The sequence below is a fragment of the Micromonospora matsumotoense genome, from assembly GCF_050951065.1.
Classification (GTDB): domain Bacteria; phylum Actinomycetota; class Actinomycetes; order Mycobacteriales; family Micromonosporaceae; genus Micromonospora; species Micromonospora matsumotoensis.
On the sequence record NZ_CP192025.1, the window covers coordinates 7,283,936 to 7,299,734 of the forward strand.

Below are 15,799 nucleotides of genomic sequence, written 5' to 3' on the forward strand. Positions count from 1 at the left end.
CGTCATGGTCCGGCAGGCGGTCCAGGTCTGCGGTCTTCGGCGCGTTGTCGGCGGAGTTGTTCGAGGAGGGCGGTGTCGGCTTCGAGGTCGGGGTGGTCGACCTGCCGGTCGAGGTCGACGACGTGTTCGAGCTCCCGAATCGCCCGGTCGAGATCACCGAGCGCCCGGTGGGCCATGGCGATGTTGAACCGAGTGACGGCTTCGCCGGCCCGGTCACCGACCTCCCGCGCAATAAGGAGGGCTTGGTGGAAGTAGTCAGGGGCCCGTCGCCGATCCCCCATGCCGTTGTAGACGCTGCCGATGTTGTTGAGGGTGGCGGCTTCACCAGCCCGGTCGCCCACCTCCCGCCGGATGGGGAGGGCCTGCTGGAAGTGGTCGAGGGCTTGCTGCCAGTCTCCCAGGCCGTGGTACACACTGCCGATGTTGTTGAGGGTGGCGGATTCTCCGGCTCGGTCGCCGACATCCCGCAGGATGGGGAGGGCTTGGTGGTAGTGGTCGAGAGCTTGCTGCCGGTCCCCCAAGCCGTGATACACGTTGCCGATGCTGGTGAGGGTGGCGGATTCTCCGGCTCGGTCGCCGACATCCCGCAGGATGGGGAGGGCTTGGTGGTAGTGGTCGAGAGCTTGCTGCCGATCCCCCAACCCGTCGTACACGTGGCCGATACTGGTGAGGGTGGCGGCTTCGTTTCCCCGGTGGCCGGCCTGCTGGCACAAGGTCAGGGCCTGCTGGTAGTCCTCCAGCGCCGGCCAGGGCTGACCGGTCGACGACCGCGCCCGACCCCGGTAGTAGAGGGCGTCTGCGTCCGGGCCCAAGGTCAGGGTCGCGGAGGCCATGGCTTCGACGGCGGTGAACCGCGAGGTAACCAGCCACACCCGACACACCCGGATACCAATATCTCGGGCGATTGCTGGCTGTCGGCCGGCGACGGCTAGCCGGTGCACCTCGACCCAGCGGGCGATGGTCCTCGGGTCAGTGAGCATCGGCGGCGGTGGGGTCGAGGACCCAGAGTTGGTAGAGGGACTGGGCGGCGTCGGCGCAGGCCTGGGTGTGTTCGTCGTCGGTGAGTAGGGGGCGGACGAGGGGGTGTAGGACGTTGGAGACGTAGTAGCGGGGCTGGTGGGTCTCGGGGTCGGTACCCTCTTCGAGCAGGCCGAGTTGGACGGCCCGCTGGATGTGCCGGGTGGCGTCGGGATGCTGGTGCAGGGCGTGGACGGTGGCGGCGGGGACCGGTAGTTCGACGACGTTGACCTTGGCGAGCATGCGGCGCAGTTCGAGGGGTTGGGAGTCGAGCAGGTTGTCGGCGAGGACCGTCTCGCGGCGGAACTTGTCGGCTTCGTTCTCGATAGCGGTGAGCAGGCCGTCGACGTCGAGGTTGGCACCGCCGACGTCGCGGTTGGCATCGTCGACGATCCGGTTGAGCCAGTCGAGCAGCCGGGGGTTGCCCGCTGCGGCCTTGATCGCCCGGTCCCGGATGACGGGGTCGATGGTGGAATCGGGGCGCAGCTTGGCCAGATTGGCGATCTTCTTGGTCTGTTCGACGGGGGTCAGGGTCTCCAGGGCCTCGACGGCGAGGGTGGTGCCGGCCGGGGTGGGGAAGCGGTAGCGGCTGGTGATGACGACGCGGCTCGGACTGCCGGTGTCGCGGATGGCGGTGAGCAGGGCGGGCAGGATCTCGGCCATCGCCGGGGCGAGGACCCGGCTGCCGTCGTCGCGGGTGTCGAGGTTGCCGCTCTCGAAGTCGTCGAACACGAACAGGCAGGGTGTCCCACCGAGTGGTCCGTCGGCGTCGAACAGGTACCGCAGCCGGGTCGGGAGGGGGACCTGTTCGTTGTCGAGAAGCTTGGCCGCCTCGATGCTCTGGTCGACGTCGTCGAAGCGGATCTTGCTGGTCAGCTCGCGGAACTTGATGGCGTCGACCTGGCCGTACCAGACGGCGTGCTGGTGGGTGGGCATGCGCTCCAGGAGCCGGGAGGCGAGGCTGCTCTTGCCGAGCCCACCCATGCCGGCCAGCAGCAGGCCCTGCGCCGCGCCGGGGGTGTCGGCGGGTTGCCGGAGGGTACGCAGGCAGCGCTGGATGACCCGCCGCCGGCCGACGAACTCGGCGCGGGACGCGACCCGGGACAGTTGGGTCTGCGGGTCCAGGAACTGCTGGTCGACGGCGCGTACCTGCAACCGGCTGCGGCCCCGGGTGTGCAGCGGCGTGACCATGGGCGTCAGCGGGGACCGGTCGGCGTAGACCCGGAGCAGATGCCAGTAGCTGCTCTTCCGGTCGTGGAACAGGTGGCGGCGGGCCTCGACGACGGCCCGGTCCAACGACCCGCCGTCGGCCAGGCCCCGGTAGAGGGCGGCGGCGAAGTCGGTGGCGGAGACGTCCCCGACCGGCAGCGCCCAGCCCAGCACCGCCGGGGCACCGGCGTCGACCAGGCTTTCGCTCATCGACGGGAACACCCCGCCGTCGGGGGCGTCGGCGGTCAGACAGCCGGAGACGAACACCAGCCTCGGCCAGTGCCCCTGCATCGCCTGGGCGATCTGGTCGGCCGTCGCCCCGGTGGGCGCGCCGAACTCGTCCTCCACCACGAAGACCGGCTTCCCGCCGTCGGTGGTGGCGTGCCCGCTCAGGTGCAGCACGTCGAAGTGGCCGGGCCCGTAGTCACGGCTGAGAAACCGCAGCCCCTCCAGGGTGCCGCTCTCCTCGACCACCAGATCGGTGCCGGTGCGTCGGGTCGCAGCCAGGATCGCGGCCTCCTCGGCCTCGAAGTTGAGCACCGGCTCGACGCCCTCGGGCGAAGCTGCCATGAACAGCACCCGCAACGGCCGGTTGCCCGGCGTGACCGGGCCGGTCAGCGCCGCATGGCTGCCGACCGTACGGACCGGCAACAGCGGCGCCCGCCCGGCCACGGTCAGGAACGCGCCCTCCCGGGCGAGCAGCTCCCAGGGCAGGTGCCGCAGCCGCTGCTCGGCGGTGATCCGCAGCACCGCCCCGGCGGGATGGGCCAGCATCGGGGTCAACCAGCGCTCGTCGCCGTCGAGGAACTCCGCCAGCCGCGTCCCTAACTCGACCAGCCGCGTCGCGCCGTAGACCCGCTGTGCGGTGGCGTCGGTGCTGTAGTCGCGGCGTACCAGGGTGATCAGCTCGTCGACTGCGGCCCGGTCCAGGCCGCGGGTGCGGGGCGGCCCGCCGTCGGCGGACAGCCGCAGCTCGTAGTAGTTCGAGGTCTGCGCGAAGACCTCCAGCTCGAAGGTGTTCATCTGCCCGTCCCCGTGGTGGTGGTCAGTTCACTGCGGGCCGGTGCCGTCCTGCCGCATGGCGATCTCCAACCGCGCCTGGTTGCCCTCGGCCAGCTCGATCCGGGTGCCGTCCGGCAGCAGCACGGTGACCGCAGCGCCGTCCCGGCGGCGGGCACTCCACCACTCGGTGATCGTCTTGGCCACCTCGACCCCGGAGAACACCAGCCCGATCACCGCGACCACCATCTCGGCCGACCGCTGCACCTGCACCGGCGACACGCTGTCGTCCGGCCCCACGGCCCCGACCAGCGCGGCCCGCAGCTCCGCCGCCCAGCTCGCGGCCTGCGCCCCGGACACCTCCACTGTGGCGTTCCCCATCACCCGCACCCTCCCCTGATGCGCCTGGTCAAGCCGGCCCGGGACCGCCTACGTCTGGCCAGGCCAGGCAACCGGCGGGTGGACCTTGGCGGCTACTGTACGTTTCATTCCCGTCCTACGACGGATGGTGAACCTGGCTCAGGTGACGGGTTTCCGACTCGCTGACCGCCTCCCGACCATCGGGGTAAGAACAATGACGACCAATGCCACCGTCGTACGCCGGTGGTGCCACGGTCGGACCCTCGGTAATCGTCGCCTGGGCAACCGGAGCAGCAGGAAGAGCGAGGGGATCGGGTATGGAGGATCGAGAACCGGCACGACCGCACCCCGTTGCTCCCGCTGCGGCGACCACCCTCGTCCGACACGTGGAGGTACATCGGCTCGCTGTCGCCGGGCGGCAGTCGGCGATTGCCCGAGACGTCGGCGCCCGGGTGTGTCGCGTGTGGCTGGATACCTCGCGGTTCGCTGCGGTCGAGGCCGTGGCCACCGCGACCCTGACCCTCGGTCCGGACGCTACCGCTCTCTACCAGCGTGGCTGGGCGCGGTCGTCGACCGGTCAGCCCTGGCCAGCGCTGGAGGACATCCACCGGGCCCTGGCCATGTACCAGCAGGCCGGCGACCGGGGCAACGAAGCCGCCACCCTCACCAACATCGGCACTGTGTATGCCGGTTTGGGGGATCGGCAGCGGGCCCTCGACCACTACCACCAGGCCCTCCCCATCCGACGGGAGGTAGGAGACCGGGCCGGCGAAGCCGCCACCCTCAACAACATTGGCCACGTGCACAACGGCCTGGGGGATCGACAGCGGGCCCTCGACCACTACCACCGAGCCCTGCCCATCCAGCGGGACGTCGAAGACCGGGCCGGCGAAGCCATCACCCTGAGCAACATCGGCCGCGTGTATGCCGGTTTGGGGGATCGGCGGCGGGCCCTGGACCACTACCACCAGGCCCTTCCTATCCAGCAGGAGGTAGGAGACCGGGCCGGTGAAGCCAACACCCTCAACAACATCGGTCTCGTGCACAACGGCCTGGGGGATCTACAGCGGGCCCTCGACCACTACCACCAGGCCCTGCCCATCCAGCAGGAGGTCGGTGACCGGGTCGGCGAAGCCGTCACGCGGTACAACATCGCCATGGTCCACCGGGCGGGCGGTGACCTCGACCAGGCGATCCGGGAACTCGAACAGGTGGTCGACCTCGACCGACAGGTCGACCACCCCGACCTCGAATCCGACACCGCTGTCCTCGACAAACTCCGCCGACAACGCGCGGAAGGCCGGTAGGGAGAGGGCCTCCTGTCAACGCTCTCGGTAGGGGAAGGGTCTCTTCCCCTACCGGCCGGGCAGCGCTGTGCGTTGATTCCGGCAAACAGAATCTGGGGCCTACCGAGACCGAAGCCCTTCCGTGGCATCGACGACTGTCGTACTGTGGAAACTTGCAGGCAAGCGCTTTCCCGGTGCGTACGGTGCGCTGGCGAGCGCTCCGCCAGCGCAAATGCCTGCCCACCACCACCCGTCCCTTGATCCATTCGGAGGACACGTGAGCACACGTGAGAACGGCGCGACGCCCCGCCACCGACGGTGGCGACTCGCCCTGGTGCCGCTCGCCACCGTCGGCCTGGTCGCCGCCGGCCTGGCCGTGACCCAGACCGGTGCCCAGGCCGCCACCTGGCCCACGGCCAAGAGCACCACCACCGTGACCAGCACCCAGTCGGTCAGCGGCACCAAGGACTACGGCCTGATCCGCTTCAAGGCCGGCGGCGCGATGGGCGACGGCGGCCAGAGCGAGAGCCAGAAGCCGATCCTCGAACTGGCCGACGGCGCGACGATCAAGAACGTGATCATCGGTTCGCCGGCCGCCGACGGCATCCACTGCAAGGGCACCTGCACGCTGATCAACGTGTGGTGGGAGGACGTCGGCGAGGACGCCGCCACCTTCAGGGGCGGCTCGTCAGCGAACTACACGGTCGACGGCGGCGGTGCCCGGTCCGCCTCGGACAAGGTGTTCCAGCACAACGGCGGCGGCAAGCTGACCATCAAGAACTTCGACGTCAGCAACTTCGGCAAGCTGTACCGGTCGTGCGGCAACTGCTCGACCCAGTACAAGCGGACCGTCGTCATCCAGAACGTCACCGTGACCGCCCCCGGCAAGTCGCTCGCCGGCATCAACACCAACTACGGCGACACCGCGACCTTCTCGGGCATCACCATCTATGGCGACAGCAGCCGGAAGATCTCCATCTGCGACCGCTACACGGGCAACAGCTCCGGTGCCGAGCCCGTCAAGACCGGCAGCGGCCCCGACGGTACGTACTGCAAGTACACGTCGTCGAACATCGTCTACAGGTAAAGCCGGCGTCCTTCGGGTGCCAGTGGCCCGGTATTCGCCACCTGAAGTAAGGGCCGGCATCGCAGTTCCGCCGTAACGGAGGCGGGCCGCGCACACCCGACGGGGGTGTGCGCGGCCTGTCGCCGTCGCCAGCACCAGGGGAAGACCGGTAAGAAGTCGGATGCCGCGCCTTTGACCGCCGCGCCCCGGTTGATCGACTCCGTTGGGGCGAGGTTGGGGTATCAACCGCACCGGGATACCGCTACTTCGGCCCACAGGTTTTGAGTCGCTAAGATCTCCGGTCCCGTGCCGGTGTCACTCTGGCCACGACGTCGGGGGCGGGCCGAAGGCGCGACGGGCGGCCCGTACGGCCAGAGTGGCGAGGGCCGCGTTGGCACCACCACCAATTACCGCGCCAATGCCGAACGGCGCCACTCGACCGAGAACGATGATGCCCTGCTTGGTGCCGTACTTCGTGATGAAGTGCCTTCCCAAGAGCTTGTTGATCTGGCGCAACGTTTCGCCGGAGACCTGCCCGACAATCTGACGCCCCCAGTGTTGCCCCGTCCGCTCGGCGACCTTGGTGATGGTGGCGGAGCCGGAGCCACCGAGCATGATGCCCATCACGATCGTCCGGCGACGCTCGACCTCGTCGATGGGAACGCCGTGCACCTCGGCGATGGAGAGCGCGAAGAGTGCGCTCAGCTGGAGCGAAGAGAGGAATTCGCCTCCCGACAGCGCCAGGGCGACTCCCGTGCCGACGCCGGGCGCTGCTGCGGCTCCGCCCACTGCGGCACCCGTCCCGGTCAGGGCGCTGACGTACATCCGCTCCAGGTTGCGGATGACCTCTGCGGGGGTCGCCTCCGGGTTGCGTTGGCGGGCACGGGCGATGTTCTTGCGCACCAGAGGGCTCTGGAGGGTGATCGCCTTGTCCAGGAGATCGAGGACCCGCTGCCCGCCTCCGGCCGCTTCCGGAACTGATCCGTCGGGGGCATCCGTCACCATTCGTCGAACTCCTCGGATCCACCGGCGTCCACTGTGGTCGCGGTCGCTCAGGTTACGTGGTGGGACGCGGCGGCAGCCAGACAGACGTATGCGCACAATGCGGCGGGTAACCACTCGCCGGCCGTACCGGGTCCACCCCCGCCACCAGCGCAAACTTGCACGGTGGCTGCCATGGACGAGCCCGACTATCGCCTTCTTTACAGGCAACGGCGCTGACTTCCGCTCCCACCGCCGCGCCCCACGGTGATCGACTCAGTTGGGTCGAAGTAGCGGTATCGACAGCGCCCGGACACCGCTACTTCGCCCCAGCAGAGCCGGCCCAACGGGCCGTCGGCTACGTTGCGCCGAGTGCCCGTAGCAGGTGATGCATGCTGGAGGACGGGTTGTCGTCGGGAAACGCGGTGCCATTGTTGTCGTGCCGCTTTTCGAGTTGCTCGGCCCGGCGGGCGGCCTGCTTTCGCAGCGGCATATAGATGCTGCTGTCGATACTCTTGCCAGTGCGGCCGTCAAGCTTGCGGCTCATCTTCTCGGCTTCGGCCGTGTCGACGAACTTGGTGTGTCCGCAGTGGTGCAGGATCAGCCACAGCTCGAAGCACGGGTTCGAGATCACCAACCCGACACCCTTGGCCTGAGCGAGTTGCTTGGCGCGATGCAGGTTCGGATGGTTCTTCGGCCATTCCACATCGAAGATGCACCAACACTCGTCCACCTCCGGGTCGACCAGGCGGTCGGCTGCCATCTGCACAAGCGTGAGCGGGACGCCCTGGTCGGGGTGGATTTCGAGGTTGAGGGCGGTGTTGTCCGCGATTTCGGGCAGCTTCTTCAGCCCGTTGATGTAGTCGGGCTCGGAATTCCTGCCCTCGCAGAACACGACGACCGTGCGCAATTCTGGGCGTCGAGCGACGGTGCGCTTGAGGGGTTTCGTTTCCCGGCGGCGTGGGCTCATCGTCTTGTCAGCCGATCAGGCCGAGCGCCCGCAGGAACTCTGTCTGGTCGACTTGAGGAAGCGCGCCGAACCGGCCGTGCAGGTAGGCGCTTTCGAGGTTCTGCGATTTCCGCACCCGCTCACCGGCGAACTCGGCGAGCGCGCCGAGCCGGGTGGAGCCGTCGAGCTGCTTCTCCGTGAGCCAGACCTCGTCCCGGTTCAGGTGGTTGAGCAGGCTGGTGTCATGCGAGGTGAAGATGAGCTGAGCGCCGTGGGGGTTGGTGACCGGGCTCTGGAAGACCCGCAGCAACTCGGCGGAGAGCGTCGGATGCAGGCTGGCGTCCAGTTCGTCGAAGATGACGATCGACCCTGCCTGTAGCGCGGTCAGCACCGGCCCGATCAGGCCGAACCAGGTCCTCGTTCCTTCCGACTCAGCGGAGAAATCAAGCGGCGTGGAGTCGTTGCCGGACCTGTGTAGGAGACGTAGGCGACGTTGGCTCATGGGTTCGCCGGTGCCGGACAGAACTTCCTGCCTGTCGATGACGACATCTTTGATGCCCAGGTCGGCAAGGCGTAGCAGTGCCAGCGCCTGCTGTCGCCTACTGAGGGTCGACCACTCTTTGTGTTCGTCGCTGAGGGGAACTTCTCCTTCGCCAAAGAGGGAGAGGGGGAACAGTAATGGTTGGTCATTACCTGGCCCGTCGAACCACTGGACCGTGTCAGTCCGGCTGAAGGGTCGTGGCCGCAACCTGTTGTAGAGCGTCCCCGAACGGCCCCGGCGCGGCAGTTGACCGAGGACCTGAATACGCAGGATCTCCCTGGCGAAATTCGTGACGAGTGGCTCGTCGAAACGTCGCGCACCGGACAGAGCGAGTGTCCGTTCCGTCAGCAGCTCGCGAGTGCCGGCCAGTGCGCCCAGACCACGCTGCAGCTTAAGCTCGGAACCTTCTCTCTCAAAGATCCGGCGACGCTTCTTCTCGGGATAGTGGAAAAGCCCTTCGTAGCTGATGTGGCGGGCGTCGAGTTCGACTATGTACTCGAAGCGGACGCCGCCAACAGTGGTTTCTATGACGAACTCGCTGGGGCCGGTCGGCCCCGAGCCGAAGGCGAAAGGCTCCAGCGGAATCTCGTCTTCCCACAGCCGAAGTGAGTTTTCGACCGCGTCGCGCAGCCAGGCGAGCGCGCCGATGACGTTGGACTTGCCAGACGCGTTCGGCCCGTAGATCGCGGCTCGGGTCAGCAGGCTCTCGCCGAGGTGTGGGGCGTCCCGGGCCGCCTCGCGGTCGCGGTCCACCGCCACCATCGACAGCTCGACACCCTCGGCGATCGACCGGTAGTTGCTGGCCTCGAACCTGATAAGCACATCTGCACGCTACCGCAGGTCAGGCCGCAATCACGGCTGACGTTTCGCAGGATTCTGACGAAACCCGGGCTGTTCCTGCATCGGGGGCGCGGTGTGGCTGGCTTCCGCGTCCCGTCAACGGGCACTGATCGACCGCCCGTGCGCCGGCCGACCGGCAAGCCCGTGGTGATCGACTCAGTGGGGCCGAAGTAGCGGTATCGACCGCGCCCGGACACCGCTACTTCGCCCCAACACAGACGGATCAGAAGGCCGGGGCCGCTCAGATCTCCGATGGTGGGGGTTCGTCCGCACCCCGGGCCTTCCACGGCTGGTGTTTGGCGATCCAGGCTTCCACGTCGTTCACGAGCCAGACCGATCCGCCGGCCGACCGGTCGAAGGGCTCCGGGAAGTCGGGTCGGCTGGTGAGCTGGACGATGCGGACGCGCGACACGCCCAATCGCTGTTGAAGCTCGGCACTACCGTAGAGCTTCCTCCGCCAGGCCACTACCGGGCCGCGACGAGGCAGGAAAGCAGGGTGCCCCGGCCGCCGAGACGGGGGCCGGGGCGTGTCACTGCCGCAGTCGGTACGAGCGGCGGCGTCAGTTGTGCTTGAGGGAGTCGACGAAGGTGCGCCAGCCCCGGGCGTCGAAGGCGAGGGTGGGGCCGGTCTTGTCCTTGCTGTCCCGGACGGCCACCCCGTTGCGAAGGTCCGCCACCTCGACGCACTGACCGTTGGCGTCGCTCCGGCTACTCTTGCGCCACACGCCGCGTGAACGGTCCATTGCCACGCTTCTCCCTACGTCATGTCCTTCACGACGGCGGCGATCAGGTCGCGGGACTTGCTGACGCTGAGCGCCGCCGCGTGCAAGTGGGTGTAGGCAAGCGTAACGCGCCGCAAGTCATCCTCGCGTTCGAGATAGGCGTCGCCCGCCTGGCTCACCACGTAGACGACGGGGCTGTGGATGTCCTCGGGGAACTCCAGGATCGAGAAGGAGCCGACGGTGCCGGGGTGCCAGCCCTCACTGAACGGCAGCACCTGAAGCTCGATATTCGGCCGCTCGCTCATCTCGATGAGGTGACGGAGCTGGGCGCGCATCACCTCTGGGCCGCCGGTCTGGCGACGCAGCACACCTTCGTCCACGATTCCCCAGAACTTCAACGCTGGCTCTTCGGTCAGGTGATCCTGCCTGGTCATCCGCACCTCGACCCGACGACGCACTTCCTCGCTCTGACCCGGCCAGGCGGCGCTGACGATCGCATAGGCGTATGCCTCGGTCTGAAGCAGTCCTGGCACGACGGCCAGCTCGAAGTTCCGGACTGCCGTCGCTGCGGACTCCAGCCCGATGTACATGCTGTACGGGTTCGGGAGTTGGCCGAACTTCGCCCACCAGCCGCGTTCCTTGCCTTGGCGCTGAAGGTCAAGTGCGGTTTGCCGTATCCGGTCGTCGCTGACGCCGTAGCGGGTGAGCATGACGATGACGTCAGACCGGCTGACGCCAACCACCCCTGATTCGATCTTGTAGATCTTTGACTCCGAGCAGCCCAGCTCGGTTGCGATCTCCTTGTGCGAGACACCGGCCGCCTCACGGAGCCGGTGCAACTCTCGGCCGAGCTGCCATCGCGCGATCGTCGGCCCGCTTGCCCTCGCCACGTCTACCTCCAGGGTTGCGAACACCGCCAGTGTTCTCCTCTCCACCTCGGAGATCAAGGAACGCGAGGCGAACCTTCGACTTCCATGGAAACTTTCCTTGGAAGACTAGACTTCTCGGATAGTTCTTGTCACTCTTCGCATGGAAGGAACTACGTTTCGGGAGGTCCCATGACTCGGCACGCGAAGAACCCGACGCAGCCCGGTCTGCTGGCGAAGCTCTGGCCGTTCGGGCGGCGGCGGGTGAACCCGCTCGACCGTCTCCGCCCGGCGACGAACCATGCGGAACGCGTCGCGGCGTACCGGGTGATAGGGGTGGCGCGGGTGCCCCACCTGCCGGAACGGCCGCTGCTGACGCTGGCGGGGGAATACCGGGCGGGGTGTTGGTCGTGACGGCCCGGCGCAGGCGTGACCACGAGGACCGGGGCGAGCAGATCCAGGCGGCGGAGCGCGAGGCGGCGCGGCAACGGATCCTCGCCCAGGCCGAGGCGGAGCGGATACCGGCCGAGGAGACCACCCGGGCGGTGCCGGACCGGCGGTGGCGTCGTGGACAGCAGTGAGTTGCTGCCGGTCGGCCGGCGGGTGGCGTACTGGCGGGGGCGGCGGAAACTGTCGCAGCAGGTGTTCGCCGATCGGCTCGGCCGGTCGAAGTCGTGGGTCGACAAGGTCGAGCGGGGCGTCCGGTCACTCGACAAGGTGTCGACGTTGCGGGACATCGCCGCCGTGCTGCGGATCGACACCACCGTGCTGCTCGGCCGGGACACGCAACCCGCCACGACGACCGCCCGGATCGAGGGGGTGGAGCGGATCCGGGAGGCCCTGTCGGCGTACGAGATAGCGCTGGGTCGACCGGCGGCCCGCCGGGTGCTGCCGGCCGACCGGGTGGTGCGGGACGTCGGGCATGCCTGGGTGCTGTTCCAGCATGCCCGGTACCCGCAGGTGACCACCGTCCTGCCGGGTCTGCTGGCCGACGTGCAACGGGTCGCCGCCGACGATCACGAGCGGAGCCGCCCGCTGCTGGTGGAGGTGTACCGGCTCGCCGCAGCGCTGCTGGTGAAGCTTGGCGAGGCCGACCTGGGCTGGCTGGCCGCCGATCGGGCCATGGCCACCGGGGCCGGCGATCCCCTGTTGGTGGCCGCCGCCACGGTGCAGCTCGGCCAGGTGTTCCGCGCCTCGGGGCGGGCCCGGGCGGCGCAGTCGGCGGCGCTCGCTGGCGCGTACCGGATCGCCCTGCTCGGACCCGGCGACGGTGGCCCTGGTGAGTTGTCGTTGTGCGGGGCGCTGCTGGTGCAGGCCGCGCTGGGGGCGGCCCGCCTGGGTGACGACCGGGCCACCGCCGACCTCCTCGACGAGGCCGCCGGGATGGCCGCGCAGGTCGGCGAGGGCCACGACCACCACCGGACCGCGTTCGGGCCGACGGCGGTCGACCTCGCCCGTACCGCCGCCGCCCTCGAGCTGGGGCACGCGGGTGAGGCGGTGGCCTGGCACGAGCAGACGACCCGGCGGGACGCCTGGCGGTGGCTGCCACTGGAGCACCGGGCGGCGCACCTGATCGATGCGGCCCGCGCCTACCTCCAGGCCGACGACCCGACCAACGCCGGCCGGGTGCTGGCCGACGCCGACCGGATGGCACCCGCCGAGGTACGCCACCGGCCCGCCGCCCGGGAAGTGCTCGCCCAGGTGGCCCGCGCCCCACATGCCCCGGCCACGATCGTCACGCTCGCCGCCGCCCTCGGGGTGATCTGACCATGACCGCGCCACATCTGTCGTTGGCACAGATCCGCAACCGGCTGATCCTCACCGCCCGCGCGGTCCTCCGCGCCCACCGGCCCGACCCGGACGGCCACTGCCGGGTCTGCCGGATTCCGGACTGCCGGCTGTCGGCCGCTGCCCGCAACGTCCTCGACGCCGCCGCTGCCTGCCTGCCGCCCGGCAAGCCCTACCACCGGGCGTGAAACGCCGCCGCACCGGAGCACCTCACCGCTCTTCGTCCTCGCGGGCGGCCAGCAGAAGTTCGAGAGGCGACACCTGCGGCGGTACGTCGTCACGGGGCAGCCGGTCGATGTCGCTGGTGGTGATCACCGTGAGGCGGATCGCCCCTCTGGCCACCAGGGACGCCTATGGATCGCCCCGCTGGCCACCAGGGACGCCTATCTGGAGAACTCGCGCACTGAACCGGTGCTCATTCCACGCCTCCCTGTCCCGACAACGCCATTGTCGTACCAACAGGGCCGGCCCCGCACCACGGCCGAGACGACTTGCCCACAAATGGTATGCCGCGCTGGCATAAATATGCCAGCGCGGCATACCACTCCGATCAGATGTCTCGGTCGGCCCGCGACACGCCCGGCCGTCCCGCCGGCAGTAATCCAGCGCGGAGATCTTGGAGCGAAACGGCCCCTATGAGGGCCATTCTTTTCCAAGATCTCCGCGAGGTCTGCCGCTGGCGGCAACAAGGTCAGTGGGGGCGGGTGAGGGCGGCGTAGATGGCGAGGTGCCGCTTGAGGACCACGTCGGGATGGAACGTCTGCTCGTACCGCAGCCGGGCCGGGGCGGAGAGCAGCGCGGCACCGGCGCGCGCGACCGGGAGCGCGGCGGCCAGGGCCCCCGGGTCCGGCGGGACCACCCAGCCGGCGGTGCCGCCGAGCAGGCCGGCCGGGATCGCCGGCGGACCGACCGGCGGCGGGGCGTGACCCGCGACGGCCGAGGCGACAGCGGCCGGGCCGGTGCCGGCGGGCTCGTGCGGGGCGTCCGCACCCACCAGGTACGGGATGCCGCCGAGCGCGGTGCCCAGCACCGGCCGCCCGCTGGCCAACGCCTCGATGATCACGGTGGGCAGCACGTCGTGCCACATCGAGGCGGCGATCACCACGGCACTCGCCTCGACGGCGGCGCGTACCCCGGCCCGGTCGAGTTGACCCAGGTAGACGACGTCGGCGCGCTCGGCGGCGGCGGCCTCGACCAGCGGGCGCAGCTCGCCGTCACCGGCCACCCGCAACGTGCCCAGGCTGCCCACCGGGTGCCGCCGCCAGGCGTCCAGCAGCAGGTCGACGCCCTTCTCCGGGGTCAGCCGGGCCAGGAAGAGGAAACCGTCGCCGAGCGGCGTGGGGGCACCCGGATCGGGCACCGCGTTGGGCTTGACCACGATCCGTTCGGCCGGGATGCCATAGTCGGTCAGGTGGTCGGCGATGGCCGAGGTCAGCGCGATGAACCGGTCCACCGAGCGCCAGGTGCCCCGGTGCACGGCCAGGGTGGCCGCCATCAGCGCGCTCTGCGCCCGCGAATCCCGGTAGCAGCGGTGCACGATCGACGGCACCGCCAACGCCCGGCCCTTGCAGTCCTGGCAGATCACGCCGTCGCGGAAATAGATCCCCGACGAGCACACCTGCCGGTAGTTGTGCACCGTCTGCACCACCGGCACCCCGTGCTTGTGCGCGGTCCGCACCACCCAGGGCGAGAGCAGCGGGTACGGGTTGTGCAGGTGCAGCACGTCCGGCCGGTGCTCGGTGAGCAGCCGGGACAGGTCCTGCTGGGCGCGCGGGGCATAGATCGGTGAGATCGGCAGCAGCGCCTTGGCCGACTTCGGCATCGACGGGATCTCGTCCGAGCTGCGGATGAACGGCAACACCTCGACCCCGGCGGCGGTGAGCTGCCCGATCTCCGAGTCGACCATCGTGTTCTCACCCGACGGCTGGGCTTCCCGGTACCGGTTGTGCGCCACCACGATTCTCACGGGAACGAAGGCTACCGTGAGGTGGTGCCCGAACTACCGGAGGTGGAAGCGCTCGCCGGCTATCTGCGTGAGCGTGCCGTGGGGCGACGTGTCGACCGGGTCGAGGTCGCCGCGATCAACGCCCTGAAGACGTACGACCCGGCACCCACGGCGGTGTCGGGCCGGGCGGTGGTGGACGCCCGGCGGCACGGCAAGTTCCTCGACGTGATCTTCGACGGTGACCTGCACCTGGTGGTGCACCTGGCCCGCGCCGGCTGGCTGCACTACCGGGAGGCGTTCCCGGCGACCGTCCCGCTGCGCCCCGGCAAGGGCCCGATCGCCCTACGGGTACGCCTCGACGACGGCTCCGGTTTCGACCTCACCGAGGCGGGCACCCAGAAGAAGCTCGCCGTCTACCTGGTGACCGACCCGACGCAGGTCCCCGGGGTGGCCAAGCTCGGGCCGGACGCGCTCGACGCCGACCTGGCCACCTTCACCGCACGGCTGCGCAGTCGACGGGGGCAGGTCAAGGGGGTGCTGACCGACCAGGCGGTGCTCTGCGGGGTCGGCAACGCGTACTCCGACGAGATCCTGCACGCGGCGAAGCTGTCCCCGTTCGCGATCACCGACCGGCTCACCGACGACCAGCTCGCCACCCTGCACGCGGCGACCCGGACGGTGCTCGGTGACGCGGTACGCCGCTCCGCCGGACACCGGGCGGCGGAGCTGAAGGGCGAGAAACGCTCCGGATTGAAGGTGCACGCCCGCACCGGACTGCCCTGCCCGGTCTGCGGCGACACGGTGCGGGAAGTGTCGTTCGCCGACTCCAGCCTCCAGTACTGCCCGACGTGTCAGACCGGGGGCAAACCGCTCGCTGACCGTCGGTTGTCCCGCATCGTACGCTGAGTGACAGACCGCCATTGTTACGGAGAGGTATCGCCCGCGGCGCGTGAAACCTCCCCGTCCGCGCTCTACCCCGGTGGCCGTCCATCGGTATAGTGGCTCGGTCCCCGGCTTCGAAAACTGACGTGAAGTCGGCCGGTTCCTCGTTGGCGACGCCAGACGCAAAGCCCCTCGGCTCCGCGTTTGGCCCGCTGCCAGCGTGGGGAGACGGGAACGGTGGGCGACCCGGGCCCCTCACGGCGAGTGAGCGGCGCGTGTCATGCGGGAGGACATGGGTTGAGGTGACGACAAGCCTCCAGCGCCCGGTAACCAACACAGGCCGGAGCA

18 protein-coding genes are annotated in these 15,799 nt (G+C 69.2%); 7 read left to right on the forward strand and 11 right to left on the reverse strand.

Annotated elements, in window-relative coordinates; all coding sequences use genetic code 11:
* Positions 1 to 2: 2 nt before the first annotated feature.
* The 3 genes from ACQP1S_RS31295 to ACQP1S_RS31305 are packed head-to-tail and all read right to left on the reverse strand — an operon-like array spanning position 3 to position 3,606.
* On the reverse strand, positions 3 to 980 hold the full coding sequence (locus ACQP1S_RS31295) for a tetratricopeptide repeat protein (protein ID WP_432901643.1): 978 nt from the start codon (positions 978 to 980) through the stop codon (positions 3 to 5).
* Positions 970 to 3,249 carry a CHAT domain-containing protein gene (locus ACQP1S_RS31300; RefSeq protein ID WP_432901646.1) on the reverse strand — a complete coding sequence of 760 codons (2,280 nt, stop codon included), beginning with the start codon at positions 3,247 to 3,249 and terminating at the stop codon, positions 970 to 972. Before ACQP1S_RS31300 ends, ACQP1S_RS31295 begins: the two co-directional genes overlap by 11 nt.
* Before the next feature lie 27 nt (positions 3,250 to 3,276).
* The gene (locus ACQP1S_RS31305) at positions 3,277 to 3,606 is read right to left on the reverse strand and encodes an effector-associated constant component EACC1 (protein WP_432901647.1); all 330 of its coding nucleotides are present in this window, start codon (positions 3,604 to 3,606) and stop codon (positions 3,277 to 3,279) included.
* 479 nt (positions 3,607 to 4,085) lie between these two features.
* On the opposite strand from ACQP1S_RS31305, the gene ACQP1S_RS31310 reads away from it, so the two are divergent.
* Together ACQP1S_RS31310 and ACQP1S_RS31315 are read left to right on the forward strand one after the other, a co-directional pair.
* Positions 4,086 to 4,892: a tetratricopeptide repeat protein gene (locus ACQP1S_RS31310; protein WP_432901649.1), complete on the forward strand. Its 807-nt coding sequence runs from the start codon at positions 4,086 to 4,088 to the stop codon at positions 4,890 to 4,892.
* Between the two features lie 256 nt (positions 4,893 to 5,148).
* Positions 5,149 to 5,958, forward strand: coding sequence for a pectate lyase (locus ACQP1S_RS31315; RefSeq protein WP_432901652.1), 810 nt, complete (start codon positions 5,149 to 5,151; stop codon positions 5,956 to 5,958).
* Between the two features lie 294 nt (positions 5,959 to 6,252).
* On the opposite strand, the gene ACQP1S_RS31320 is transcribed toward ACQP1S_RS31315, so the two are convergent.
* The 6 genes from ACQP1S_RS31320 to ACQP1S_RS31345 all read right to left on the reverse strand — a co-directional run bounded on the left by ACQP1S_RS31320 (position 6,253) and on the right by ACQP1S_RS31345 (position 10,884).
* Positions 6,253 to 6,942, reverse strand: a complete 690-nt coding sequence (locus ACQP1S_RS31320) for a hypothetical protein (protein WP_432901655.1) — start codon at positions 6,940 to 6,942, stop codon at positions 6,253 to 6,255.
* Positions 6,943 to 7,276: 334 nt separating this feature from the next.
* Positions 7,277 to 7,888 (reverse strand): RloB family protein, encoded by a 612-nt coding sequence (locus ACQP1S_RS31325; RefSeq protein ID WP_432901658.1) that lies wholly within the window; start codon positions 7,886 to 7,888, stop codon positions 7,277 to 7,279.
* Between the two features lie 7 nt (positions 7,889 to 7,895).
* Positions 7,896 to 9,230 (reverse strand): AAA family ATPase, encoded by a 1,335-nt coding sequence (locus tag ACQP1S_RS31330; RefSeq protein WP_432901660.1) that lies wholly within the window; start codon positions 9,228 to 9,230, stop codon positions 7,896 to 7,898.
* A 259-nt stretch (positions 9,231 to 9,489) separates the two neighbouring features.
* Positions 9,490 to 9,660 (reverse strand): DNA-binding protein, encoded by a 171-nt coding sequence (locus tag ACQP1S_RS31335; RefSeq protein ID WP_432901662.1) that lies wholly within the window; start codon positions 9,658 to 9,660, stop codon positions 9,490 to 9,492.
* 148 nt (positions 9,661 to 9,808) lie between these two features.
* The gene (locus ACQP1S_RS31340; protein ID WP_432901664.1) at positions 9,809 to 9,991 is read right to left on the reverse strand and encodes a DUF397 domain-containing protein; all 183 of its coding nucleotides are present in this window, start codon (positions 9,989 to 9,991) and stop codon (positions 9,809 to 9,811) included.
* 14 nt (positions 9,992 to 10,005) lie between these two features.
* Positions 10,006 to 10,884, reverse strand: a complete 879-nt coding sequence (locus ACQP1S_RS31345; RefSeq protein ID WP_432901666.1) for a helix-turn-helix domain-containing protein — start codon at positions 10,882 to 10,884, stop codon at positions 10,006 to 10,008.
* Positions 10,885 to 11,028: 144 nt separating this feature from the next.
* Here ACQP1S_RS31345 and ACQP1S_RS31350 point away from each other — a divergent pair, with 144 nt between their 5' ends.
* Genes ACQP1S_RS31350 through ACQP1S_RS31365 form a run of 4 tightly spaced genes read left to right on the forward strand, consistent with a single transcriptional unit; the run spans position 11,029 to position 12,812 of the window.
* Positions 11,029 to 11,250 carry a hypothetical protein gene (locus tag ACQP1S_RS31350; RefSeq protein WP_432901668.1) on the forward strand — a complete coding sequence of 74 codons (222 nt, stop codon included), beginning with the start codon at positions 11,029 to 11,031 and terminating at the stop codon, positions 11,248 to 11,250.
* Positions 11,247 to 11,417, forward strand: a complete 171-nt coding sequence (locus ACQP1S_RS31355; RefSeq protein WP_432901670.1) for a hypothetical protein — start codon at positions 11,247 to 11,249, stop codon at positions 11,415 to 11,417. Before ACQP1S_RS31350 ends, ACQP1S_RS31355 begins: the two co-directional genes overlap by 4 nt.
* Positions 11,404 to 12,603 carry a helix-turn-helix domain-containing protein gene (locus ACQP1S_RS31360; protein ID WP_432901672.1) on the forward strand — a complete coding sequence of 400 codons (1,200 nt, stop codon included), beginning with the start codon at positions 11,404 to 11,406 and terminating at the stop codon, positions 12,601 to 12,603. Before ACQP1S_RS31355 ends, ACQP1S_RS31360 begins: the two co-directional genes overlap by 14 nt.
* Before the next feature lie 2 nt (positions 12,604 to 12,605).
* A complete protein-coding gene (locus ACQP1S_RS31365) occupies positions 12,606 to 12,812 on the forward strand; it encodes a hypothetical protein (protein WP_432901675.1) in 207 nt (68 codons plus the stop codon).
* 22 nt (positions 12,813 to 12,834) lie between these two features.
* Here the strand turns inward: ACQP1S_RS31365 and ACQP1S_RS31370 are convergent, their stop codons facing one another.
* On the reverse strand, positions 12,835 to 12,966 hold the full coding sequence (locus tag ACQP1S_RS31370) for a hypothetical protein (protein ID WP_432901677.1): 132 nt from the start codon (positions 12,964 to 12,966) through the stop codon (positions 12,835 to 12,837).
* A gap of 349 nt (positions 12,967 to 13,315) precedes the next feature.
* Positions 13,316 to 14,590: a glycosyltransferase family 4 protein gene (locus ACQP1S_RS31375; protein ID WP_432901680.1), complete on the reverse strand. Its 1,275-nt coding sequence runs from the start codon at positions 14,588 to 14,590 to the stop codon at positions 13,316 to 13,318.
* 24 nt (positions 14,591 to 14,614) lie between these two features.
* On the opposite strand from ACQP1S_RS31375, the gene ACQP1S_RS31380 reads away from it, so the two are divergent.
* Entirely contained in the window at positions 14,615 to 15,475 is an 861-nt protein-coding gene (locus ACQP1S_RS31380; protein WP_432901683.1) for an Fpg/Nei family DNA glycosylase, read from the forward strand.
* Positions 15,476 to 15,799: the final 324 nt, after the last annotated feature.